We start from the raw sequence: 22,840 nt of genomic DNA on the forward strand, positions 1-22,840 counted from the left end.
CCTACGGCAGCGCCAGCATCCGCTCCAGCGCCAGCTTCGCGAACGCCTCGGTCTCCTTGTCGACCTCGATGCGGTTGACCAGGTTGCCCTCGGCGAGGGACTCCAGGGTCCACACGAGGTGGGGGAGGTCGATGCGGTTCATCGTCGAGCAGAAGCAGACCGTCTTGTCGAGGAAGACGATCTCCTTGCCCTCGGGCGCGAAACGGTTCGCGAGCCGTCGTACGAGATTCAGCTCGGTCCCGATGGCCCACTTGGAGCCGGCCGGAGCGGCCTCCAGGGCCTTGATGATGTACTCGGTCGAGCCGACGTAGTCCGCCGCGGCCACGACCTCGTGCTTGCACTCGGGGTGCACCAGGACGTTCACGCCCGGGATCCGCTCGCGCACGTCCCGCACCGACTCCAGGCTGAAGCGGCCGTGCACCGAGCAGTGGCCCCGCCACAGGATCATCTTCGCGGCCCGCAGCTCCTCGGCCGTCAGCCCGCCGTTCGGCTTGTGCGGGTTGTAGAGGACGCAGTCCTCCAGCGTCATCCCCATGTCCCGCACGGCGGTGTTCCGGCCGAGGTGCTGGTCGGGGAGGAAGAGAACCTTCTCGCCCTGCTCGAAGGCCCACTCAAGAGCCTTCTTGGCGTTCGACGAGGTGCAGATCGTGCCGCCGTGCTTGCCCGTGAACGCCTTGATGTCCGCGGAGGAGTTCATGTACGAGACGGGCACGACCTGCTCGGCTATCCCGGCCTCGGTCAGCACGTCCCAGCACTCGGCGACCTGCTCGGCGGTGGCCATGTCGGCCATCGAGCACCCGGCGGCCAGGTCCGGCAGCACGACCTTCTGGTCGTCGCCGGTCAGGATGTCCGCGGACTCCGCCATGAAGTGCACACCGCAGAACACGATGTACTCGGCCTCCGGGCGCGCGGCCGCGTCCCGGGCCAGCTTGAAGGAGTCACCCGTGACGTCGGCGAACTGGATGACCTCGTCGCGCTGGTAGTGGTGGCCGAGCACGAAGACCTTGTCCCCGAGCTTCTCCTTGGCCGCGCGCGCCCGCTCCACCAGGTCCGGGTCGGACGGCGAGGGCAGGTCGCCGGGGCACTCGACACCCCGCTCGCTCTTCGGGTCGGCCTCACGGCCGAGGAGCAGCAGGGCGAGAGGAGTCGGCTGTACGTCGAGCTCCGTGGTCTGGGCGGTGGTCACGGCACGCACCCTTTCTACTTTTCGTCGATCTGACGTTATCTATCATAACCCGGTTCACGTCACTTTGACGACGGTCATAGCGTCGATGTGACATGAATCCCGGCACCGCACCGGCGGGTGATCTTCGGGCCGCTGTTCGCTTCGTCGCGGGTGTGCGAGCATGAAAGAACAGGCGAAAAGACAAGGCGCGCGGCCCGGAATGAATCCGCGGCCCTGACGGTTGGAACCGTCGGCAAGCAGTCTCCGTACAACCCGGGAGAGATGTAGATGTCCGTATCGGACGAGAAGACCACTGTCAGCGACGGCATCCTCCTGTCCGACGCCGCCGCGGCGAAGGTCAAGGCCCTGCTCGACCAGGAAGGCCGTGAGGACCTGGCCCTGCGCGTGGCCGTTCAGCCCGGTGGCTGCTCGGGCCTGCGCTACCAGCTCTTCTTCGACGAGCGCTCCCTCGACGGCGATGTCGTCAAGGACTTCGGCGGCGTCAAGGTCGTCACCGACCGCATGAGCGCCCCCTACCTCGGCGGTGCCTCGATCGACTTCGTCGACACCATCGAGAAGCAGGGCTTCACGATCGACAACCCGAACGCGACGGGCTCCTGCGCCTGCGGCGACTCGTTCAACTAGATCCGTACGCCCGGCTGCGTCCGCGAGGGCCGGCCGAGTCGATACGACGGTGAAGGCGGCGGCCCCCTCCGACAGGGCCGCCGCCTTCATGTGTTCCGGAGCGTGCGGACTACCGCGCCCCGGACGTCTCCGGCAGCCGCGCCCCCGGCTTCTCCATCGGGATCGCCTTGCCGTCCGTGCCCACGACCTGGCGATCACCCAGCGGCTGCTCCAGCCGCAGTGTCTCGTGGTAGAACTTCGCGATCAGGATGCAGACCTTGTCCGGCAACGGCGTCCCGGTCACCCGGACCGTCACCTTGTCCGAGCTCTCGACCACGGACGCCTTGTAGTCGGCGCAGACCCCGCCCGTGTAGCTCACGGTCAGCTCGTCGCCCTCGGCGGTGTAGCCACTGACCGTCACATCATGGGGCGCCGGCGCCGCGGTCGGCTCGTCGGGGTCCGGACCGGTCGGCCGCGGGCTCGGCTGTCCCGTCGGTTCGCCGGTGGGCGCCGAGGACGGGGTGGCCGTGGCCAGGTACTTCGGGTCGATCGCGGGATACGTCACCGTGAAGCCGTCCTGCGCGCCGGACGCCCGCACCTCGAACAGCCACGACGGCACCAGCGCCTGCCGGGCGTCCACGTAGTGCGAGGCCAGCCCGAACACGGCCTTCTCGACCGTGATCGTCTCCTGCTTCGGCGTACTTGTCCCCTCCGATCCGCAGGGCGCCTCGAGGCGGTCCTTCAGCGGTACGGAGGTGGCGCAGCCGCCGATGCCCATGCGGTGGTCGGTCGCCGGTACCGCGTTCAACTGGTCCAGCGCCTTCTCGGCGCTCACGACGGGGTACGTGTCGCTCTTCGCCGGCGTCCTCAACTGACCGCTGCCGCCGACCACTTCGCCCTGCGCGTTGACGGTGACCCCGGTCGTCCAGCCGTGCGTCGGCAGCCCGCCGACCACCGGATCGGCGTTCACCACCCGCTGGGCGCCCATGACCTGGCTCGCGTCGACCTTCGCATCGTCCTGCCCGACCGCCTTCAGCACCGGCGCCGCCGCCTTCTTCGCGGCCTCCTCGCTCACCGGGTCGCCGGCCGGTGCGGCGGGGTCGCTCGCACACACCGTCGCGCTCTGGCAGTCGTCGGTACCCGGCGCGTACCGGTGGAACGTCCACGCCCCCGGAGCCTGCTGGTTCACCTGGAGACTCGGCCCGGCCGCCTCCTGCCCGCCGACCTTCCAGGCCTTGCCCTCCAGAACGGGCGTCCCCCGCACCCCGAGCGCCTTCGCCAGCCGGGCCACGTCGTCCTCGGTGACCTCGCCGGCCGCCCGGTACACGGGGGCCTCGCCGGGACCGTCCGGCAGCGTGCCGGCGGCCTGATAGGTGACGCCGTACGGGTTGGGCTCACCCGGCGCGATGCCGGCCGTGCCGCCGTCGCCCCCGGTGTACCCGTCGAGGTGGAGCAGCGGGGGAGTGTCATCGCCGTTCGCCCCTGACGTCGTACCGCCACCGCCCGACCCGCCTGCGGCCGAGGTGGCGAGATACGCCCCACCACCCCCGACGAGCAGCACGGCGGCCGCGACGGAGGCGACGAGCACGGGGGAGCGCCGCCGACCGGCACGCGGAACCTCGTGCTCGCCGTCCCGGGGGATCTCCTGCTCGGAAGCGCCGGAAACACCGGGCTCGGGAGCTCCGGCAGGTTCGGAAATCTCGGTGGACTCAGAAGCTTCGGAATCCTTGAGAGCTCCGGCGGGCTCGGGAATCTCATCCGACTCGGGAGTCTCGCTGACCTCGGCGGTCTCGTCCGCCTCGGAAGTCGCAGCGCCCCCGGAAGCCTCCGGCGCCTGCGCGGTGTCCCCCTGGGGAGCCTCCCCGGGGGCCTCCGTCTCCGGGGCCCCCTCCGCCGCCGTACCGCCGTCTTCGTCGGCGATCTCGGCGACCCCGGCACCCTCATCGGCGCCCGTGGCCCTGCCGACCTCGGCGTCGTCGTCGTTGTCGGGTCGCTCGGTGTTCACCGCATCGCTCCTTCGGCCGCGCATCTGTCCCTATGACCCTGACCCGGCCCTGTCAAAACGGCCGGCTGGAGGGTCGTATCCCACGTCCCCTTTACGGGGGACAGCGATGGGACGCAGCGGGGGAGCGCATGGTTCCCCGGAAGGCGCTGTTTCAGTCGCCGTAGTCCGACATCGCGTCCAGCATCCGGGCGGACTCGGTCGGAACGGTCACGCCGTGGATGAGGGAGGGGGAGACGGGAAGGGCGGCGACCCGGTCGGGAGCCAGCCAGTGCGGGGCCATCCGGGCACAGTCGCCGAGCAGCGCCGCGAGATCGCCGTCCAGGTCGGCCGGAACGGGGGCGTGGACCTTGAGGTTCGTCATGACGGCACCGTATGCAGGTCGGAGCCCGCGAAGAAAGATCTACTATCGGGTAGTTTTGGCGGCTTCAGAGCCCCGTGCCGACCGGGTAGCGTGAACTGTCAATAAACCCTCCCCTCAGGAGAGTCCTCGCCGTGCGCATCGCAGTCACCGGCTCCATCGCCACCGACCACCTCATGACCTTCCCCGGCCGCTTCGCCGACCAGCTCGTCGCGGACCAGTTGCACACGGTCTCGCTCTCCTTCCTGGTCGACAATCTGGACGTACGCCGGGGCGGCGTAGGCGCGAACATCGCCTTCGGTATGGGCCAGCTCGGCACCGCCCCGATCCTGATCGGCGCCGCGGGTTTCGACTTCGACGAGTACCGCGCCTGGCTGGGCCGCCATGGCGTCGACACCGCGTCCGTCCGTATCTCCGAGACGCTGCACACCGCGCGCTTCGTCTGCACCACCGACGCCGACCACAACCAGATCGGCTCCTTCTACACCGGTGCGATGAGCGAGGCCCGCCTCATCGAGCTGAAGACCGTCGCCGACCGCGTGGGCGGCCTCGACCTGGTCCTCATCGGCGCCGACGACCCCGAGGCGATGCTCCGGCACACGGAGGAGTGCCGGTCGCGCGGCATTCCGTTCGCCGCGGACTTCTCCCAGCAGATCGCCCGTATGAACGGCGACGAGATCCGGATACTGCTGGACGGCGCGACGTACCTGTTCTCCAACGAGTACGAGAAGGGCCTCATCGAGTCGAAGACCGGCTGGACGGACGAGGAGATCCTCGCCAAGGTCGGCCACCGGGTCACGACGCTGGGCTCGCGCGGTGTCCGTATCGAGCGGGTCGGCATGGACCCGATCGAGGTCGGCTGCGCGGAGGAGGAGCGCAAGGCGGATCCCACGGGCGTGGGTGACGCGTTCCGTGCGGGGTTCCTGTCGGGACTGGCGTGGGGGGTGTCCCTGGAGCGCGCTGCACAGGTCGGGTGCATGCTGGCGACGCTCGTCATCGAGACGGTGGGTACGCAGGAGTACCAGCTGCGTCGGGGGCACTTCATGGAGCGGTTCACCAAGGCGTACGGGCATGAGGCCGCGGCTGAGGTTCAGGGGTATCTGGGCTGAGTCTGCCGTCTGCGGGTGCGTGGGGGCTGATCGACACAGCCCCGCGCCCCTTTGGGTGGGTCAGGTGAGCCGGCGGATCAGATATGCCGTTCCTTTTTCCGCCGGTTCCTCGCCTACGTAGTCCTGCTCGCGCATCTCGCACCACGCGGGGATGTCGAGTCGTGCGGCCTCGTCATCTGACAGGACCCGGACCAGGCCGCCCACCGGGACGTCCCCGATGACCTTCGCGAGTTCGATCACGGGGATCGGGCACCGCTTGCCCAGGGCGTCGACGACGAGCTCGTCCTCCGTCATGACCGCCACCGGCGTCGGCGCGCCCAGCTTCTCCCGTACCCCCGACACCGCCCCCGGCAGCACGGCGAGGAACCTCTCCACGTCCTCCGCCGTCGCCCCGCGTGGCAACGAGACCCGCACATTCCCCTCACTCAGCACTCCCATCGCCTTCAGCACATGGCTGGGCGTCAGCGTGCTGCTCGTGCAGGACGAGCCGGACGAAACGGAGAAACCCTCCCGGTCCAGCTCGTGCAGCAGTGTCTCCCCGTCGACATAGAGACAGGAGAAGGTGACGATCCCGGGCAACCGCCGCTCCGGATCCCCCACCACCTCCACATCCGGCACCAGCCGCGGCACCCGCACCCGGATCCGCTCCGTCAGCTCCCGCAGCCGTGTCGCCTCTTGGGCCGCCTCGGCCCGCACGGCCCGCAGCGAGGCCGCCGCCGCGACGATGCCCGGCAGATTCTCGAACCCCGGCGCCCGCCCCGACTCCCGCTCGTCCACGGGCCCTTGAGCGGCGAACCGCACGCCTTTCCGTACGACGAGCAGCCCGACCCCGGACGGCCCGCCCCACTTGTGCGCACTGGCCGCCAGCAGCGACCAGTGACCCTCGACCGTCCCCCATCCGAGCGACTGAGCCGCGTCCACGAACAACGGCACCCCGGCCTCCCGGCAGGCCTCGGCCACGGCGGCGACCGGCTGCTCCGTCCCCACCTCGTGGTTGGCCGACTGGAGGCAGGCCAGCGCGGTGTCCTGCCGGAGCAGAGCCGCGTAGGCCGAGGGATCCACCCTCCCCGACCGCTCGACCGTCACCCGATCGACCGAACCGCCCTCCCTCTCGTGCACTTCGGCCGAATGGAGCACGGATGAATGTTCAACCGCTGACACGATCAGGTGACCCCCGACGCGCCGCCGCGCAGCCAGAACACCCGCGATTCCGGTGTGTACGGCGCGTGTGCCGGACGAGGTGAAGGTCAGCTCATCAGGACGACACCCGACAGCCTCGGCAGCGGCTTCCCGAGCGGCATCCAGCAACAGCCGGGCCCGCCGCCCTTCTCGATACAACCGCGCAGGATCAGCCCACCCTTCGTCCAGGGAGGCCAACAGCGCCTGGCGAGCGACGGGATGAAGGGGCGCACTGGAAGCAGCGTCAAAGTAAGACACGCGCCAACGCTAACGCCGTCAGGGGCGCGGGGCTGTATCGATCTGCGGCTCCGCCGCGGGGCGCGATCAACCACAAACAACCCGCAGTCGCCATTCCAGCGAACCGCCCAACCCACTAGGCCCCCCTCCCCGCGAACCCCCAGAACGCGTCGGCTAGGGTTTGGTCCGCATAAACATCCAAACCCCTGCCCGACGCAGGGCGGCGACCGACCACCGAGTAAGGCAGGCCGCAGCCAATACGCGCGGGCGAGACTCTCGGGAAGGCGCTACGTGAGTCCCAACGGCTCCGACCGCTCGCCGCGGCGCCCGATGCGGCGGAAGCTGCTGCAGGCAATGACCGCGGGCCTGGTCCTGGCGACCGCGACCGGTTGCACATACAAGGACTTCCCCCGCCTTGGTATGCCCACCCCCACCACCGAAGAGGCTCCGCGGATCCTCTCTCTGTGGCAGGGCTCGTGGGCGGCCGCGCTCGCCACCGGCGTGCTGGTCTGGGGCTTGATCCTGTGGAGCGCCATGTTCCACCGGCGCAGCCGCACCAAGGTCGAGGTTCCTCCGCAGACCCGGTACAACATGCCCATCGAGGCGCTGTACACGGTGGTCCCCCTCATCATCGTCTCGGTGCTCTTCTACTTCACGGCTCGTGACGAGTCGAAGATCCTGAGCCTCGACAAGAAGCCCGACGTCACCGTCAACGTCGTCGGCTTCCAGTGGAGCTGGGGCTTCAACTACATCGAGAACGTCGACGGTTCCACCGGTGACGCGAAGACCGACGAGAACCTGGACGCCATCCCGCAGCGGTTCAAGGACCAGTTCCCGGCCGCCGCCGGCGGTGTCTACGACGTCGGTACGCCCGGCACGCGGAACCCGCAGACCAACAATCCGGGTCCGACCCTCTGGCTCCCCAAGGGCAAGACGGTCCGCTTCATCCTCACCTCGCGTGACGTCATCCACTCCTTCTGGGTGGTGCCGTTCCTGATGAAGCAGGACGTCATCCCGGGGCACACCAACTCCTTCCAGGTGACCCCCAACAAGGAGGGCACCTTCCTGGGCAAGTGTGCCGAGCTCTGCGGCGTCGACCACTCCCGAATGCTGTTCAACGTGAAGGTCGTCTCGCCCGAGCGCTACGAGCAGCACCTCAAGGAACTCGCCGAGAAGGGGCAGACCGGTTACGTTCCCGCGGGCATCGAGCAGACCGCCCACGAGAAGAACCGGGAGACGAACAACCTGTGAGCATCCTCAACGAACCCCAGGGTGCCGCGGCAGGGTCCCACTACGAGGACGAACTGCCGGTCCGGCGCAAGCAGCCCGGCAACGTCGTGATCAAGTGGCTCACCACCACTGACCACAAGACGATCGGGACGCTGTATCTGGTCACGTCGTTCGCGTTCTTCTGCATCGGTGGCCTGCTGGCGCTGTTCATGCGCGCCGAGCTGGCCCGTCCCGGTCTGCAGATCATGTCGAACGAGCAGTTCAACCAGGCGTTCACGATGCACGGCACGATCATGCTGCTGATGTTCGCGACGCCGCTGTTCGCCGGCTTCGCGAACTGGATCATGCCGCTGCAGATCGGCGCGCCGGACGTGGCCTTCCCCCGGCTGAACATGTTCGCCTACTGGCTGTACCTGTTCGGCTCGCTCATCGCGGTCGGTGGCTTCCTCACCCCGCAGGGCGCGGCCGACTTCGGCTGGTTCGCCTACAGCCCGCTGTCCGACGCGGTCCGCAGCCCCGGCATCGGCGCCGACCTGTGGATCATGGGTCTGGCCTTCTCCGGCTTCGGCACCATCCTCGGCTCGGTCAACTTCATCACCACGATCATCTGCATGCGCGCACCCGGCATGACCATGTTCCGCATGCCGATCTTCGTGTGGAACGTGCTGCTGACCGCGGTGCTGGTCCTGCTGGCCTTCCCGGTCCTGGCGGCCGCGCTGTTCGCCCTGGAGGCGGACCGCAAGTTCGGTGCGCATGTCTTCGACTCCGCCAACGGCGGGGCCTTGCTGTGGCAACACCTCTTCTGGTTCTTCGGCCATCCAGAGGTGTACATCATCGCCCTACCGTTCTTCGGCATCATCTCCGAAGTGATCCCGGTCTTCTCCCGTAAGCCGATGTTCGGCTACATGGGTCTGGTGGCCGCGACGATCTCGATCGCCGGTCTGTCCGTAACGGTGTGGGCGCACCACATGTACGTCACCGGCGGCGTGCTCCTGCCGTTCTTCTCCTTCATGACGTTCCTCATCGCCGTGCCAACGGGCGTGAAGTTCTTCAACTGGATCGGAACGATGTGGAAGGGCTCGCTGTCCTTCGAGACACCGATGCTCTGGGCCACCGGCTTCCTGATCACCTTCACCTTCGGTGGTCTGACCGGTGTCATCCTGGCCTCGCCGCCGATGGACTTCCACGTCTCGGACTCGTACTTCGTGGTGGCGCACTTCCACTACGTGGTGTTCGGCACCGTCGTCTTCGCGATGTTCTCCGGCTTCCACTTCTGGTGGCCGAAGATGACCGGCAAGATGCTCGACGAGCGCCTCGGCAAGATCACCTTCTGGACGCTGTTCATCGGCTTCCACGGCACCTTCCTGGTCCAGCACTGGCTGGGTGCCGAGGGCATGCCCCGTCGTTACGCGGACTACCTCCACGCCGACGGCTTCACCGCCCTGAACACGATCTCGACGATCAGCTCGTTCGTCCTCGGCGCGTCGATCCTGCCCTTCTTCTACAACGTGTGGAAGACGGCCAAGTACGGCAAGAAGGTCGAGGTCGACGACCCGTGGGGCTACGGCCGCTCGCTCGAGTGGGCGACGTCCTGCCCGCCCCCGCGGCACAACTTCCTCACCCTGCCGCGGATCCGCAGCGAATCCCCGGCGTTCGACCTGCATCACCCGGAGATCGCGGCTCTCGACCAGCTCGAGAACGCGCCTCACGGTGAGAAGGCCCTGGCTGGTGGCAAGGAGGCCGGCAAGTGAAGGTCCAAGGCTGGATGTTCATGTGGCTGAGCGTCTTCGTGCTCGCCATGGCGGTCGTCTACGGCGTGTGGTCGAAGGAGCCTGCCGGTACCACGGCGCTCTTCCTGGCCTTCGGCCTGTGCATCATGATCGGCTTCTACCTGGGCTTCACGGCCAAGCGGGTCGACGTCGGTGCGCAGGACAACAAGGAGGCGGACGTCGCGGACGACGCCGGCGAGATCGGGTTCTTCAGCCCGCACAGCTGGCAGCCGCTGTCGCTCGCCATCGGTGGCGCGCTGGCGTTCCTGTCGATCGCGATCGGCTGGTGGCTGATGTACTTCTCGGCGCCGCTGATCATGATCGGCCTGTGGGGCTGGGTCTTCGAGTACTACCGCGGTGAGAACCGCACCCAGTAGCACGAGCTGAGCTCGAAGGAGCCCGGACACTCCGTCAGGAGCGTCCGGGCTCCCGCTTTTGCAGCAGTGCTGTTCCCTCGTACGAGTTACCCACCGCGCCGGGGCTGACGAAGCTTCCTAGCGTGAAGTCATGAGCCAGACTCCGCGTACAAGCACCGTCATCTCCTGCACGCTGCTGGTGGTCGCCCTGACCGCCGGCGCCACCGCCTGTAGCAGCGAGGGCAGCCCGCTGTCGGCGGCGCCGTACGACGCGGCGGACCAGATCTCCTTCAACGGCCCCTCGGGCCACGGCAAGAAGGCCGACCCGGACAAGCCCCTGGAAGTCACCGCCGAGGACGACGACGGGCGCATCACGGACGTCACGGCCCGGGATGCGACAGGACGCCATGTGGCGGGCGAACTCTCCGCAGACGGCACCCGCTGGCACAGCACCAGCCCGCTGGCGGCCAGCGCCCACTACACGGTGCGGGTGAGCACCGAGGACGAGGACGGGGCGCCCGGTCGCAAGGTCCTCGCCTTCGACACCGGCAAGCCCCTCACCAAGAAGCGCCTGAAGGTCACCTTCGGCCCCAAGGCGGGCACGTACGGCGTCGGCCAGCCCATCACGGCCGAACTCAGCAAGCCGGTCAAGGACAAGGCGCAGCGGGCCATCGTGGAGCGCGCGCTCAAGGTCGACTCGATGCCCGCCGTGGAAGGCGCTTGGCACTGGGTGGACGACAAGGAGCTCCACTACCGCCCCAAGGAGTACTGGCCCAGCAAGGCCACCATCCAGGTTCGAAGCAATCTGGACGGCATCAAGATCAGCGACCGGCTGTGGGGCGGCAAGGTCAAGCCCCTCAAGCTGACCACGGGCGACCGGGTCATCGCCGTCACGGACGCGTCCTCGCACTCCATGACGGTCTACAAGAACGGCAAGGCGATCAACGACATCCCGGTGACCACCGGGAAGCCCGGCTTCGAGACCCGCAACGGCGTCAAGGTCGTACTCGGCAAGGAGTACTTCGTACGGATGCGCGGCACCAGCATCGGTATCTCCGAGGGCTCCTCGGAGTCGTACGACCTGCCCGTCTACTACGCCACCCGCGTCACCTGGAGCGGCGAGTACGTGCACGCCGCCCCCTGGTCGGTGGGGTCACAGGGCTACGCCAACGTCAGCCACGGCTGCACGGGCATGAGCACCGGCAACGCCGAGTGGTTCTTCGACAACGTCCGTGAGGGTGACGTCGTCAAGGTCGTGAACTCCGACGGCGACACCATGGAAACCTTCGGCAACGGCTTCGGGGACTGGAACCTCGGCTGGAAGAAGTGGCGCAAGGGCAGCGCCCTGGTGGGCGGGAGCCCCGACGGCCCCCGCCCGGAGGAGAAGGCGAGACTGCGTCCCGAATCGGTCTGAGCGGCCGTGTCAGGCGCTCAGGGCCCTCTTCTGACGCAGCAGGGACGCCAGCGCCGACGCGAACTCCACCGGGTCCACAGGATGCGTCACCGCGGCCTCGGCACGGCTCCAGGTGGCCAGCCAGGCGTCCTGGGGCCGCCCGATGAGCAGCAGCACCGGCGGGCAGTTGAAGATCTCGTCCTTGGCCTGCCGGCACAGTCCCATGCCGCCCATGGGCACGGCCTCGCCGTCCAGGACACAGACGTCGATACCGCCCCGGTCCAGTTCCTTGAGGACGGCGGCAGGCGTCGCGCACTCCACGAACTCGACCTGGGGGACGTCGGGAGCGGGCCTGCGTCCGGTGGCGAGCCGCACCTGCTCGCGGGTGTTGGAGTCGTCGCTGTAGACCAGCACCGTGGCGGTCGCCTGCATGGATCCTCCGTGACATCAGTGTCGTACGGCCATGAACGGGCAGAGCCCGATGCGGCGGATGCTACTCCCTTGAACACCCGGTCAACACCCGCTTGAACACCCCCGCGATGGGCCATACGGGCAGTACACACGCTGCGGAGACCCCGAACGGCACCCCCGGGAGTGAGGGCGGGATAAGGGACCGACATAATGTCGGTCGTGGCGACAGCAACGACAGTAGAAACCGGGCACGCGCACCCGTCGGTCAACCGGCCGAACCTCACCAGCGTCGGAACCATCATCTGGCTGAGTTCCGAGCTGATGTTCTTCGCGGCCCTCTTCGCGATGTACTTCACCCTCCGATCGGTGACCGGTCCCGAGTTCTGGAAGGAGAAGGCAGACTTCCTGAACCTCCCGTTCTCGGCGACGAACACCACGATCCTGGTGCTCTCCTCCCTCACCTGCCAGCTCGGCGTGTTCGCCGCCGAGCGCGGTGACGTGAAGAAGCTCCGGATGTGGTTCATCGTCACGTTCGCGATGGGTGCGATCTTCATCGGCGGTCAGGTCTACGAGTACACCGAGCTGGTGAAGCACGAGGGCCTCTCGCTCTCCTCGGACCCGTACGGCTCGGTCTTCTACCTGACCACCGGTTTCCACGGTCTGCACGTGACGGGCGGCCTCATCGCCTTCCTGTTCGTCCTCGGCCGTACCTACGCGGCCAAGAGGTTCACGCACGAGCAGGCGACCGCAGCCATCGTCGTGTCCTACTACTGGCACTTCGTCGATGTCGTCTGGATCGGCCTCTTTGCCACGATCTACCTGATCAAGTAGCCGGGCCCGCTCCCGCACATTCCAGAAGCATCGACGCAGAAGATCCTGACACCGGGGTAATCCGTGAAAAAGCTCTCCGCACGACGACGCCATCCGCTGGCGGCGGTCGTCGTCCTACTCCTCGCGCTGGCGGCCACCGGGGGGCTGTACGCCGCGTTCGCGCCGGCGGACAAGGCGCAGGCCGATGAGACCGCCCAGTCCCTCACCATCGAGGAGGGCAAGAAGCTGTACGCCGTGGGCTGCGCAAGCTGCCACGGCACCGGTGGTCAGGGCACCACCGACGGCCCGAGCCTTGTGGGTGTGGGCGCCGCGGCCGTCGACTTCCAGGTCGGCACCGGCCGTATGCCGGCCCAGCAGCCCGGCGCGCAGGTCCCGAAGAAGAAGGTCATCTACACGCAGGCCGAGATCGACCAGCTCGCCGCGTACGTCTCCTCGCTGGGTGCCGGTCCGGCCATCCCGACGAAGAACGAGTACAGCCCGGACGGAGCGGATATCGCCAAGGGTGGCGAGCTGTTCCGCACCAACTGCGCGCAGTGCCACAACTTCACCGGCAAGGGTGGCGCGCTGACGCACGGCAAGTTCGCGCCGAGCCTCGAGGGCGTCGACCCGAAGCACATCTACGAGGCCATGCAGACCGGCCCGCAGAACATGCCGTCGTTCCCCGACACCACCCTGTCGGAGCAGAACAAGCAGGACATCATCGCGTACCTCGACGCGGTCAACGGGGAGGACACCGAGAGCCCCGGCGGCCTCGAACTGGGCGGACTCGGTCCGGTCAGCGAGGGTCTGTTCGCGTGGGTGTTCGGACTCGGTGCGCTCATCGCGGTTGCCGTCTGGCTCGCCGCCCGGACCGCAAAGGCCAAGAAGTCATGAGTAGCCAAGACATTCCGGAAGAGAACGAGAACCTGCCCGCAGAGCAGGAAGCCCATGGTGCGGTAAGCGTCGCGGACGACAAGAACCCGTTCGCCGACCCCGGCCTGCCGCCCCACGAGCACCGCGTCCAGGACATCGACGAGGTGGCCGCCCGGCGCTCCGAGCGTGTGGTCGCCTTCCTGTTCACGCTGTCGATGCTGGCCACGGTCGCCTTCATCGCCTCGTACGTGGCGGTGCCGCACGACAAGGCGATCTTCGTCTTCCCGATCGGTCACATCAACGCGCTGAACTTCGCGCTCGGTCTGACCCTCGGTGTGGCGCTCTTCTCGATCGGCGCGGGCGCGGTCCACTGGGCCCGCACGCTGATGTCCGACGAGGAGATGGTCGACGAGCGGCACCCGATCTCGGCCCCTGCCGAGGTTCGCGAGAAGGTCTTCGACGACTGGAAGGCGGGCGCCAAGGAGTCCGCGATCGGCCGTCGCAAGCTGATCCGCAACACGATGCTCGGTGCGCTCACCCTGGTGCCGCTGTCCGGAGTGGTGCTGCTGCGCGACCTCGGCCCGCTGCCCGGGACCAAGCTCCGCCACACCATGTGGAAGAAGGGGCTGCTGCTCGTCAACATGAACACCAACGAGCCGCTGCGCCCCTCGGACATCGCCGTCGGTTCGCTCACCTTCGCCAAGCCCGACGGCCTGGAGGAGGACGACCACGAGTTCCAGACGGAGATCGCCAAGGCGGCCCTGATGATCGTCCGGCTCCAGCCGGAGGACATCAAGGACAAGCGCGAGCTCGAGTGGTCGCACGAGGGCATCGTCGCGTACTCGAAGATCTGCACCCACGTCGGTTGCCCGATCTCCCTGTACGAGCAGCAGACGCACCACGTGCTCTGCCCCTGCCACCAGTCCACCTTCGACCTCTCCGACGGCGCCCGAGTGATCTTCGGCCCCGCCGGTCACGCCCTGCCGCAGCTGCGCATCGCCGTGAACGACGAGGGCTACCTCGAAGCGCAGGGCGACTTCGAAGAGCCTGTCGGTCCTGCCTTCTGGGAGCGCGGATGAGCACCAACGAGAACACTGAGCCCGCCCGCGACCGCGGGAAGGCGCCGGCCGGCGAGAAGCTCGCCGACTGGGCCGACGGCCGGCTGGGGATCTACTCCCTGGCCAAGGCCAACATGCGCAAGATCTTCCCCGACCACTGGTCGTTCATGCTGGGCGAGATCTGCCTGTACAGCTTCATCATCATCATCCTCACGGGTGTGTATCTGACGCTGTTCTTCCACCCGTCGATGAACGAGGTGGAGTACCACGGCAGCTACGTCCCGCTGCAGGGACAGCTGATGTCCGAGGCGTTCAACTCGACCATGCACATCTCCTTCGATGTGCGCGGTGGTCTGCTGATCCGGCAGATCCACCACTGGGCGGCGCTGATCTTCCTCGCCGGCATGTTCGTGCACATGATGCGCGTGTTCTTCACGGGCGCGTTCCGTAAGCCGCGTGAGGTCAACTGGCTGTTCGGCTTCCTGCTGTTCGTCCTGGGCATGTTCACCGGCTTCACCGGCTACTCGCTCCCTGACGACCTGCTCTCCGGCACCGGTGTCCGCTTCATGGAGGGCGCGGTCCTGTCCGTGCCGATCGTCGGCACGTACCTGTCGTTCTTCCTCTTCGGCGGCGAGTTCCCGGGCGGCGACTTCGTGGCCCGGTTCTACTCGGTCCACGTCCTGCTGCTGCCGGGCATCATGCTCGGCCTGGTGGTGGCGCACCTGATCCTGGTGTTCGTCCACAAGCACACGCAGTACGCGGGCCCCGGCAAGACCAACAAGAACGTGGTCGGCATGCCGCTCTTCCCGGTCTACACGGCCAAGGCCGGCGGCTTCTTCTTCCTGGTCTTCGGTGTCATCGCGGTCATCTCGGCCATCGCCTCGATCAACCCGATCTGGTCCATGGGCCCCTACCGGCCGGACCAGGTGTCCACGGGCGCCCAGCCCGACTGGTACATGGGCTTCTCCGAGGGCCTGATCCGTGTGATGCCGGGCTGGGAGATCAACTTCTGGGGTCACACGCTCGTCCTGGGTGTGTTCATCCCGCTGGTGATCTTCCCGCTGGTCCTGGTCGCGATCGCGGTCTACCCGTTCATCGAGGCCTGGGTCACCGGCGACAGGCGCGAGCACCACATCCTGGACCGCCCGCGCAACGCGCCGACCCGTACGGCCTTCGGCGTCGCGTGGATCACCTGGTACATGGTGTTGCTCATCGGTGGTGGAAACGACCTGTGGGCCACGCACTTCCACCTGTCGATCAACTCGATCACCTGGTTCGTCCGGATCGCGTTCTTCGTCGCCCCGGTGCTCGCGTTCATCGCGACCAAGCGGATCTGCCTCGGCCTCCAGCGCCGCGACAGGGAAAAGGTGCTGCACGGCCGCGAGTCGGGCATCATCAAGCGCCTGCCGCACGGTGAGTTCATCGAGGTGCACGAGCCGCTCAGCCAGGACGCGCTGCACACGCTCACCGCGCACGAGCAGTACGTGCCGGCCGAGATCGGCCCGACGGTCGACGACAACGGCGTCGAGCGCAAGGTGAAGGGTTCCGAGAAGCTGCGGGTCAAGCTGAGCAAGGCTTACTTCGGCGAGGAGTCCCAGATCCCCAAGCCCACCGCCGAGGAGTACAAGGAGATCACGAGCGGCCACGGCCACCACTGATCGCTGCGCTCGCCACGCGCGCCGAAGGGCCCCGTCCGAACACCGGACGGGGCCCTTCGCCGTGCCCTGCGGCTGGATAGGGTGGGGCCACACTCTTCTACGACATCCTGGAGCGGCCTTATGAGCGCTGTGACCCCCGCTGGAGGCGACATCGCGGCGGGCCGTTCCTGGCCCGAGGTACTGAGCGCCCTGCTCGCCGGACAGGACCTGAGCTCGGGTGACACGGCGTGGGCCATGGACCGCTTCATGAGCGGCGAGGCCACGGACGCCCAGATCGCGGGCTTCATGGTGGCGCTGCGGGCCAAGGGGGAGACGGTCGAGGAGATCACCGGTCTCGTCGAGGCGATGTACGCGCACGCGCAGCCGCTGGACATCCCCGGGCCCGCCGTCGACATCGTCGGCACCGGTGGCGACCGGGCGAAGACGGTCAACATCTCGACGATGTCCGCCATCGTGATCGCGGGCACCGGGGCGAAGGTCGTCAAGCACGGCAACCGGGCCTCGTCCTCGGCGAGCGGTTCCTCCGACGTCCTGGAGAAGCTCGGCATCAACCTGGACCTGTCGCCCGCGCGGGTGGCCCAGGTGGTGGAAGAGGCCGGCATCACCTTCTGTTTCGCGGCCAAGTTCCACCCGTCGATGCGGTTCGTCGGCGGGGTCCGCCGGGACCTCGGGATCCCGACCTCGTTCAACCTGCTCGGCCCGCTGACCAACCCCGCGCGGGTCACCGCCTCGGCGGTCGGCTGCTTCGACACCCGGATGGCGGGGCTCATCGCCGGAGTGCTCGCCGAGCGCGGCTCCTCCGCGCTGGTGTTCCGCGGTGACGACGGTCTCGACGAGCTGACGACCACGGCCACGTCACGGGTGTGGGTCGTCCGCGACGGCAAGGTGCGCGAGGAGGCCTTCGACCCGCGGGACGTCGGTCTCGAACTGGTGCCGGTGGAGGCGCTGCGGGGCGCGGACGCGTCGTTCAACGCCGAGGTCGCCCGACGTCTGCTGGACGGCGAGACCGGAGCGGTGCGGGACGCGGTCCTGCTCAACTCGGCCGCGGCGCTGGTGGCGTTCGCGCCGACGGAGGCGCCGCTCGTGGACCAGATCCGGGCCGGCATGGTGAAGGCGGCCGAGTCGATCGACTCCGGCGCGGCCAAGCGGACGCTGGAGCGCTGGGCGGCGGCCAGCAACGCCTGACGTCCACCGGCTGTCGTCCCGCGATCCGGACACGGGTTGCGGGACGACGATCACATCGCGTACGTTCTTTGACCAGGTCATGAGTGACAGTCATGAGGCCCCGGCCGACTGTCCGGCAACCCTCCGTCCGTGGCGGGGTGCCCCGGGTGAAGACCAGGCCGTAGGCAGCGAGGTCTACGGCAAGCGCGGGCCCCTCTCGAAAACCAGGGGTCCTGGTCGTTCGAGGGAGTCTTCCGTGAGCAAGCGAATGCGATAGGGCTGCCGAGCCCCGCCTCCGCGCACCCTTTTCCTCACCTCCGCATGTCCTTCTTCGGCATGCTCTCTCACGGGAGTTCCCCATGTCTGTCTCCACCGCTGCCGCCGCCCAGACCATTTGTGCCCCGCTGCCCGTTCTGGGGAGCGATGTCACCGTCCCGCTCGTCACCGGCGGCGAGGTCAGCTACGCGGCCCTCGACTACGCGGCCAGCGCCCCCGCCCTGCAGCGCGTGTGGGACGACGTGGCGGCCTACGCCCCGTACTACGGCAGCGTCCACCGCGGCGCCGGCTACCTCTCCCAGCTGTCGACGGACCTCTTCGAGAACGCCCGGAACACCATCAGCGAGTTCCTGGGCTGCCGCGCCGACGACCAGCTGATCTTCACCCGCTCGACCACGGACTCCCTGAACCTCCTCGCCACCGCCCTCCCCGCCGACTGCCAGGTCTTCGTCTTCGAGACCGAGCACCACGCGAGCCTGCTGCCCTGGCAGGACGCCCGCGTCACCTACCTCGACGCCCCGCGTACCCCGGCCCAGGCCGTCGAGACCCTGGAGCAGGCCCTGGCGGCCCGCGACCCCCACGGCCCGGCCCTGGTCTGTGTGACCGGCGCTTCCAATGTCACCGGGGAACTGTGGCCGGTGCGTGAGCTGGCCGCCGCCGCCCACGCGCACGGCGCCCGGATCGTCCTGGACGCCGCCCAGCTGGCCCCCCATCACCCGGTCTCGGTGCGGGAACTGGACGTCGACTGGATCGCCTTCTCCGGCCACAAGCTGTACGCGCCCTTCGGCTCCGGTGTCCTCGCGGGCCGCGCCGACTGGCTCCGGGCCGCCGACCCCTACCTCGCCGGCGGTGGCGCCAGCCGCAAGGTCACCCGCCGTACGGACGGCGGCGTGGACGTCGAGTGGCACGAGACCGCGGCCCGCCACGAGGCCGGGTCCCCGAACGTGATCGGCGCCTACTCCATCGCGTCGGCCTGCAAGGCGCTCACCGAGGCCGGCTTCGACACCCTGGTCGCCCGTGAGCGGCACCTGATCGAGAAGGTGCAGACCGGCCTCGCCGAGGTCCCCGAGGTGCGGATCCTCTCCCTCTTCGGGGACGAAGCCCCGCGTGTCGGCGTGATCTCCTTCGTCGTCGAGGGCTGGAACAGCTCCCACTTCGCCGCCGCCCTCTCCGCCGAGTACGGCATCGGCGTCCGCGACGGCCTCTTCTGCGCCCACCCCCTCGTCCGAACCCTCCTCGGCAGCGACCCCCAGACCCAGGGCGAGTGCGGAGCCCCGGAGGCCGCGCCCGGCGAGAAGTCCCTCAACGCGATCCGGGTGAGCTTCGGCGCGGGCACGCCGGACGAGCACGTCGAGCGCTTCGTGACCGCCGTCAAGGAGCTCGTCCAGGACGGTGCGAAGTGGAAGTACCGCACGGAGGACGGCCGTTGCGTCCCGGCGGTCTGACCTGCTGACGGGCCTGCTATACCCTGCCTCCTCGACAGGTTCACGCAGACGGGGGAGCAGGAAGTGCAGGTGCTGCGCGCGACGGACCCACGCAGGATCGGCCCGTACGAGGTACGGGGCCGACTCGGCTCGGGCGGCATGGGCGAGGTCTATCTCGCCGAGTCACGGGCGGGACTGCGGCTTGCGGTGAAGGTCGTGCGGTCCGAGTACGCCCAGGACCGCACCTTCCGCGCCCGGTTCCGGCAGGAGGTGCGGGCCGCGCAGACGGTCGGCGGGACAGGGACGTACACCGCGCGCGTCGTGGACGCCGATCCGGAGGGCGAACACCCGTGGATGGCCACGGAGTTCGTGGAGGGGCCGAACCTGCGGGACGCGGTGCTGGACGGCGGTCCGCTGCCGGAGCCGGCGGTACGGGTGCTGGCGGCGGCGCTGGGTGAGGCGCTGGGCGCCATCCACGCCAAGGGCATGGTCCACCGGGACCTCAAGCCCTCCAACATCCTGCTCGCCCCTGACGGTCCCCGGGTCATCGACTTCGGGATCGTCCGGGCGCTGGAGGCCACGGCGATGACCCGCACGGGCGCGATCGTCGGCTCGGTCGGCTATGTCTCGCCCGAGCAGATCCGCAACGGCGGCCAGGTCGGCCCGCCGAGCGACGTCTTCGCCCTGGGCGCGGTGCTGGCGTACGCGGCGAGCGGCCGCGAGCCCTTCGGCGAGGGCCAGGACTCGGTGATCCTGCTGCGCGTGCTGACCCGGGACTTCGACCTGAAGGGCGTCCCGGACGGGCTGCTGCCGCTGGTGGAGTCCTGTCTGCGGGACGAGCCGGCGGAGCGGCCTACGCCGGAGGCGGTCATCGGAGCCGTGGGGCATACGGCGGGAACGCTGCGGGAGAGCGTACGGTCCGGCTGGTTCAGGGGTGCCTCGGCGGAGTCCGTCGCGGTCAAGGGTGACGAACGGTGGCTTCCGCAGGGGGAGTCGGGGGAGCGGGAGAGCCGGGTCGAGTACGTGGCGCCGGTGACGGCGACGGACACGCCGGTGCCGGACGCGGTGGTGCCCGACGTCCCGGCGGAGACCGTGGTCCCGGCTCCCCCGCCCTCGCGGCGCGGGCTGCTGAAGGCCCTCACCGGCGGGGCCGTGGTGGCTGCCGGGGGCGGGGTCGGCGGGTGGCTGTGGCTGCGGGACTCGGGGGACAAGGGAGGCGCGACGGGCGGCGGGCCCACCGCGCCGGACAAGGCCTCGGGTTCCGGCAAGCCGGGGGCGAAGGTCCGATGGCGGTACTCGGCCGCCCGGCCGAGCGCTTCGCAGGGCCCCCTGGGGGCGGTGTCGCCCGATGGAAAGGTGCTCTACGTCCCGATGGCGGACGGGACCCTGCGGGCGATCTCAGCGGACGGCAAGGAACTCTGGAAGCACGACTTCGGCGACATCGCCACCCTCACCGTGTCGAACCCGGTGGTGACATCGGACGGCCTCTACACCGTCGTCAGCGATGTCGAAGCGGGTGCCCCCGTCTCCTCGCTGCTTGCGCTGAACCCGGGCGGGACCGGGCGGTGGAAAAAGTCCATACCCAGCGGGGGTTATGTCACCGGTCCGGTGCTGGTCGGGGATCTGGTGGCCGTCGGCTACGCCGTGGCCGATCTCGAAGGCGCCGGCGAGATCCGTGCCTACGACGCGGGCGGCGAGAGCCCGTGGAAGACCGGGCTCCAGGGTTCCCCGCACGCCGAGCTCCTGGTGGCGGACGACATCCTCTACGCGCCGAGCTTCGACAACCATCTGCACGCGCTCGCCGGAGCCGACGGCTCGGAGCTGTGGAAGGCCAAGCTGAACGGTGACGTCGACCGGCCGGCGGTGACCGGGGGCGTGGTGGCCGTCGGCACCGGCGACGCGGCCGGCACCTTGTTCGGGATCGGCGCCGACGGCCGACGGGTGTGGGCGGAGAAGGGGCTCGGCAGTGCGGTCGTCACGGCCGGCGGCTCGGACGACGTGGCCTTCCTCGGCATCGAGCCGGAGGGGCAGGTCCTTGTGGCGATAGGCAAGGACGGGCAGCGGGTCTGGAAGTACCGGCCCGGGGACTTCTTCTCGGAGCCGGTGCCGGCCGGCGACCTGATCTACCTGCTGACGACCACGCAGGTCCATGTCCTCACCCGGGCCGGAAAGCTCAGCCACAAGGTCGAGGTCGGTGCCCTCCAGTACGGGACGGCGGCCCCCGTTCTGCACGGGAACCGCCTCTACACCGCCTCCAGCGAGGGCATCACCGCCCTCGACGTCACCGCCTAGCTGTCGAGGCCGATCGCGAACGCCGCCTCCAGGTCGTGCTGGGAGTACGTGCGGAAGGCGACGTGGGTGTCGGTGCCCTCGACGCCCGGGATCTTGCTGATGCTGCCGGGGATGACCTCGGCGAGGTCCTCGTGCTGCTTGACCCGGACCATGGCGATCAGGTCGTAGGTGCCGGTGACGGAGAAGACCTCGCTCACGGAGTCCAGGGCCGCGATCGACTCGGCGATCTCGGGGATCCGGTCCACGCTGGTCTTGATGAGGACGATCGCGGTGATCACTGCTGGTTCTCTCCCTCGGGGGCCGCTGCTGGGGCGGTCTTCACTCTAGTGGCACGGCCGAATCGCACCCATGCGAAGGCGAAGCCCAGGCCGAAGCCCACCAGGTGCGCCAGATACGCCACCCCCGGGCCCTGCGACGCCTGTCCCGCCGCCAGCCACTGCAGGGCCGCCCAGAAGGGCAGCACGACCCAGGCGGGGAAGCGCAGCGGGAGGAAGAAGAGGAACGGGAACAGGCTTGTCACCCGGGCCCCGGGGAACAGGTAGAGAAACGCTCCAAGGACCGCGGAGATCGCCCCCGAGGCGCCGACCAGCGACTGCTCGGATTCGGCGTTGGCGGCCGCGTACCCCAGCAGCGCGAGGTAACCGCAGCCCAGGTAGAAGAGCGTGAACTGGACGCGGCCCATCCGTTCCTCGGTCAGCACGCCGAAGACGTAGAGGAAGAGCATGTTGCCGAGGAGGTGGACCCAGCTGCCGTGGACGAAGAGCGCTGTCGCCGGGGTGAGCACGGCTCTGGCGGAACCCTCGAACAGTTCTGCGGGGACCACCACCCCAGCGGTGGAAGTAGGCGCGCTGGACGGCCGCCAGCGCGTCGCCGGAGCCGTACGCCGGGTTGAAGCCCGCCGCCGGGCCGACCACGAAGAGCGCGCAGCACAGGGAGATGAGGCCGTAGGTCATCGGCGCCGACCGCCACAGCGACCTGCTCGCCCGGCCGGCCACCACGCTCCAGTTGCTGATCATGAACACAGAGCATGACGTAATGGGACGCAAGCCGACAGACCGCCTCGCCGCCGTGGACGGACCAGCGGCGAGTCCCCGCCAGGCCGTAGGGTTACGGCCACACGCGCCGGGAGACCGGCGCGTCACGGACAATAGAGACCTAGAAGGAATGAGCACAGTCACGATGACGGTTCCCCTGCCGACCGCCTCGACGCGGTGGCGCTGCACCCTCTGTGGCAACCTCACGCGCTTCGATGTGACCCGCTCGTCGAAGGTCGTCGAGTACGTCCACCTCGACCTCGCCGGTGAGCCGAAGGTCGAGGAGCGCGAGGTGGTCAGTGAGACCATCGAGTCGGTGCGCTGCCGCTGGTGCAATGCCGTGGATCAGGTGGAACTCGTGGACAGGCCGGGCGCCGGCTCCTGAGGGAGCAGGCCCCGCGGAACGGTTGGGGTG

The 22,840-nt window shown here is 68.7% G+C and carries 20 protein-coding genes, 1 pseudogene and 1 riboswitch; of the genes and pseudogenes, 14 read left to right on the forward strand and 7 right to left on the reverse strand.

Going from position 1 to position 22,840, the window contains the following annotated elements; translation table 11 throughout:
* Position 1: 1 nt before the first annotated feature.
* Entirely contained in the window at positions 2-1,186 is a 1,185-nt protein-coding gene (gene nadA / locus QF037_RS33930; protein ID WP_307031907.1) for a quinolinate synthase NadA, read from the reverse strand.
* 267 nt (positions 1,187-1,453) lie between these two features.
* Here nadA and QF037_RS33935 point away from each other — a divergent pair, with 267 nt between their 5' ends.
* The gene (locus tag QF037_RS33935) at positions 1,454-1,810 is read left to right on the forward strand and encodes an iron-sulfur cluster assembly accessory protein (RefSeq protein WP_266893491.1); all 357 of its coding nucleotides are present in this window, start codon (positions 1,454-1,456) and stop codon (positions 1,808-1,810) included.
* 109 nt (positions 1,811-1,919) lie between these two features.
* Here the strand turns inward: QF037_RS33935 and QF037_RS33940 are convergent, their stop codons facing one another.
* Positions 1,920-3,794, reverse strand: coding sequence for a hypothetical protein (locus tag QF037_RS33940; RefSeq protein ID WP_307031910.1), 1,875 nt, complete (start codon positions 3,792-3,794; stop codon positions 1,920-1,922).
* 151 nt (positions 3,795-3,945) lie between these two features.
* The gene (locus QF037_RS33945; RefSeq protein ID WP_307031912.1) at positions 3,946-4,155 is read right to left on the reverse strand and encodes a hypothetical protein; all 210 of its coding nucleotides are present in this window, start codon (positions 4,153-4,155) and stop codon (positions 3,946-3,948) included.
* A 131-nt stretch (positions 4,156-4,286) separates the two neighbouring features.
* Between QF037_RS33945 and QF037_RS33950 the strand changes: the two genes are divergently transcribed.
* Complete coding sequence (locus QF037_RS33950) at positions 4,287-5,261, forward strand: carbohydrate kinase family protein (protein ID WP_307031914.1); 975 nt, start codon at positions 4,287-4,289, stop codon at positions 5,259-5,261.
* A 60-nt stretch (positions 5,262-5,321) separates the two neighbouring features.
* Here the strand turns inward: QF037_RS33950 and QF037_RS33955 are convergent, their stop codons facing one another.
* Positions 5,322-6,698 (reverse strand): cysteine desulfurase/sulfurtransferase TusA family protein, encoded by a 1,377-nt coding sequence (locus QF037_RS33955; RefSeq protein WP_307031916.1) that lies wholly within the window; start codon positions 6,696-6,698, stop codon positions 5,322-5,324.
* A 270-nt stretch (positions 6,699-6,968) separates the two neighbouring features.
* Between QF037_RS33955 and ctaC the strand changes: the two genes are divergently transcribed.
* From ctaC to QF037_RS33975, 4 genes are all read left to right on the forward strand, one after another.
* On the forward strand, positions 6,969-7,928 hold the full coding sequence (gene ctaC / locus QF037_RS33960; protein WP_307031917.1) for an aa3-type cytochrome oxidase subunit II: 960 nt from the start codon (positions 6,969-6,971) through the stop codon (positions 7,926-7,928).
* Positions 7,925-9,658, forward strand: a complete 1,734-nt coding sequence (gene ctaD / locus QF037_RS33965; protein ID WP_307031920.1) for an aa3-type cytochrome oxidase subunit I — start codon at positions 7,925-7,927, stop codon at positions 9,656-9,658. The genes ctaC and ctaD overlap by 4 nt, the downstream gene beginning before the upstream one ends.
* Positions 9,655-10,053: a cytochrome c oxidase subunit 4 gene (locus QF037_RS33970; protein WP_307031922.1), complete on the forward strand. Its 399-nt coding sequence runs from the start codon at positions 9,655-9,657 to the stop codon at positions 10,051-10,053. The genes ctaD and QF037_RS33970 overlap by 4 nt, the downstream gene beginning before the upstream one ends.
* A 130-nt stretch (positions 10,054-10,183) precedes the next feature.
* Positions 10,184-11,446 carry a L,D-transpeptidase gene (locus QF037_RS33975; RefSeq protein WP_307031923.1) on the forward strand — a complete coding sequence of 421 codons (1,263 nt, stop codon included), beginning with the start codon at positions 10,184-10,186 and terminating at the stop codon, positions 11,444-11,446.
* Positions 11,447-11,455: 9 nt separating this feature from the next.
* On the opposite strand, the gene QF037_RS33980 is transcribed toward QF037_RS33975, so the two are convergent.
* Entirely contained in the window at positions 11,456-11,857 is a 402-nt protein-coding gene (locus QF037_RS33980; RefSeq protein ID WP_307031925.1) for a hypothetical protein, read from the reverse strand.
* A 189-nt stretch (positions 11,858-12,046) separates the two neighbouring features.
* On the opposite strand from QF037_RS33980, the gene ctaE reads away from it, so the two are divergent.
* From ctaE to QF037_RS34015, 7 genes are all read left to right on the forward strand, one after another.
* Complete coding sequence (gene ctaE / locus QF037_RS33985; RefSeq protein WP_307031927.1) at positions 12,047-12,667, forward strand: aa3-type cytochrome oxidase subunit III; 621 nt, start codon at positions 12,047-12,049, stop codon at positions 12,665-12,667.
* A 63-nt stretch (positions 12,668-12,730) separates the two neighbouring features.
* Positions 12,731-13,540 carry a cytochrome bc1 complex diheme cytochrome c subunit gene (gene qcrC, locus QF037_RS33990; RefSeq protein ID WP_307031929.1) on the forward strand — a complete coding sequence of 270 codons (810 nt, stop codon included), beginning with the start codon at positions 12,731-12,733 and terminating at the stop codon, positions 13,538-13,540.
* Positions 13,537-14,598 (forward strand): cytochrome bc1 complex Rieske iron-sulfur subunit, encoded by a 1,062-nt coding sequence (gene qcrA, locus QF037_RS33995; protein ID WP_307031931.1) that lies wholly within the window; start codon positions 13,537-13,539, stop codon positions 14,596-14,598. The genes qcrC and qcrA overlap by 4 nt, the downstream gene beginning before the upstream one ends.
* Positions 14,595-16,235, forward strand: coding sequence for a cytochrome bc1 complex cytochrome b subunit (gene qcrB, locus QF037_RS34000; RefSeq protein WP_307031933.1), 1,641 nt, complete (start codon positions 14,595-14,597; stop codon positions 16,233-16,235). The genes qcrA and qcrB overlap by 4 nt, the downstream gene beginning before the upstream one ends.
* A 120-nt stretch (positions 16,236-16,355) precedes the next feature.
* Positions 16,356-17,420, forward strand: a complete 1,065-nt coding sequence (trpD, locus tag QF037_RS34005; RefSeq protein WP_307031935.1) for an anthranilate phosphoribosyltransferase — start codon at positions 16,356-16,358, stop codon at positions 17,418-17,420.
* A gap of 75 nt (positions 17,421-17,495) precedes the next feature.
* Positions 17,496-17,612: riboswitch (SAM riboswitch) on the forward strand.
* A gap of 146 nt (positions 17,613-17,758) precedes the next feature.
* Positions 17,759-19,120 (forward strand): aminotransferase class V-fold PLP-dependent enzyme, encoded by a 1,362-nt coding sequence (locus QF037_RS34010; protein WP_307031937.1) that lies wholly within the window; start codon positions 17,759-17,761, stop codon positions 19,118-19,120.
* Positions 19,121-19,183: 63 nt separating this feature from the next.
* Entirely contained in the window at positions 19,184-21,391 is a 2,208-nt protein-coding gene (locus tag QF037_RS34015; RefSeq protein ID WP_307031940.1) for a serine/threonine-protein kinase, read from the forward strand.
* Here QF037_RS34015 and QF037_RS34020 read toward each other — a convergent pair.
* Both QF037_RS34020 and QF037_RS34025 read right to left on the reverse strand, forming a co-directional pair.
* Positions 21,388-21,669, reverse strand: coding sequence for an Lrp/AsnC family transcriptional regulator (locus QF037_RS34020; protein ID WP_046261229.1), 282 nt, complete (start codon positions 21,667-21,669; stop codon positions 21,388-21,390). The genes QF037_RS34015 and QF037_RS34020 overlap by 4 nt on opposite strands.
* Positions 21,666-22,407: pseudogene (locus QF037_RS34025) on the reverse strand (rhomboid family intramembrane serine protease). The gene QF037_RS34020 and the pseudogene QF037_RS34025 overlap by 4 nt, the downstream one beginning before the upstream one ends.
* A 163-nt stretch (positions 22,408-22,570) precedes the next feature.
* Between QF037_RS34025 and QF037_RS34030 the strand changes: the two are divergent.
* Positions 22,571-22,810 carry a hypothetical protein gene (locus QF037_RS34030; RefSeq protein ID WP_037719539.1) on the forward strand — a complete coding sequence of 80 codons (240 nt, stop codon included), beginning with the start codon at positions 22,571-22,573 and terminating at the stop codon, positions 22,808-22,810.
* Positions 22,811-22,840: the final 30 nt, after the last annotated feature.

It is taken from the genome of Streptomyces canus (assembly GCF_030815415.1).
GTDB classification, from domain to species: Bacteria; Actinomycetota; Actinomycetes; order Streptomycetales; family Streptomycetaceae; genus Streptomyces; species Streptomyces canus_F.

Excerpts from the sequence above, each read along its gene's own strand:
- qcrB (WP_307031933.1), top strand. The coding sequence starts at position 14,595 with ATGAGCACCAACGAGAACACTGAGCCCGCCCGCGACCGCGGGAAGGCG.
- QF037_RS34030 (WP_037719539.1), top strand. The coding sequence starts at position 22,571 with ATGACGGTTCCCCTGCCGACCGCCTCGACGCGGTGGCGCTGCACCCTC.
- QF037_RS33945 (WP_307031912.1), bottom strand. The coding sequence starts at position 4,155 with ATGACGAACCTCAAGGTCCACGCCCCCGTTCCGGCCGACCTGGACGGC.
- ctaE (WP_307031927.1), top strand. The coding sequence starts at position 12,047 with ATGTCGGTCGTGGCGACAGCAACGACAGTAGAAACCGGGCACGCGCAC.
- trpD (WP_307031935.1), top strand. The coding sequence starts at position 16,356 with ATGAGCGCTGTGACCCCCGCTGGAGGCGACATCGCGGCGGGCCGTTCC.
- qcrA (WP_307031931.1), top strand. The coding sequence starts at position 13,537 with ATGAGTAGCCAAGACATTCCGGAAGAGAACGAGAACCTGCCCGCAGAG.
- QF037_RS33980 (WP_307031925.1), bottom strand. The coding sequence starts at position 11,857 with ATGCAGGCGACCGCCACGGTGCTGGTCTACAGCGACGACTCCAACACC.
- QF037_RS33935 (WP_266893491.1), top strand. The coding sequence starts at position 1,454 with ATGTCCGTATCGGACGAGAAGACCACTGTCAGCGACGGCATCCTCCTG.
- QF037_RS33975 (WP_307031923.1), top strand. The coding sequence starts at position 10,184 with ATGAGCCAGACTCCGCGTACAAGCACCGTCATCTCCTGCACGCTGCTG.
- QF037_RS34010 (WP_307031937.1), top strand. The coding sequence starts at position 17,759 with ATGTCTGTCTCCACCGCTGCCGCCGCCCAGACCATTTGTGCCCCGCTG.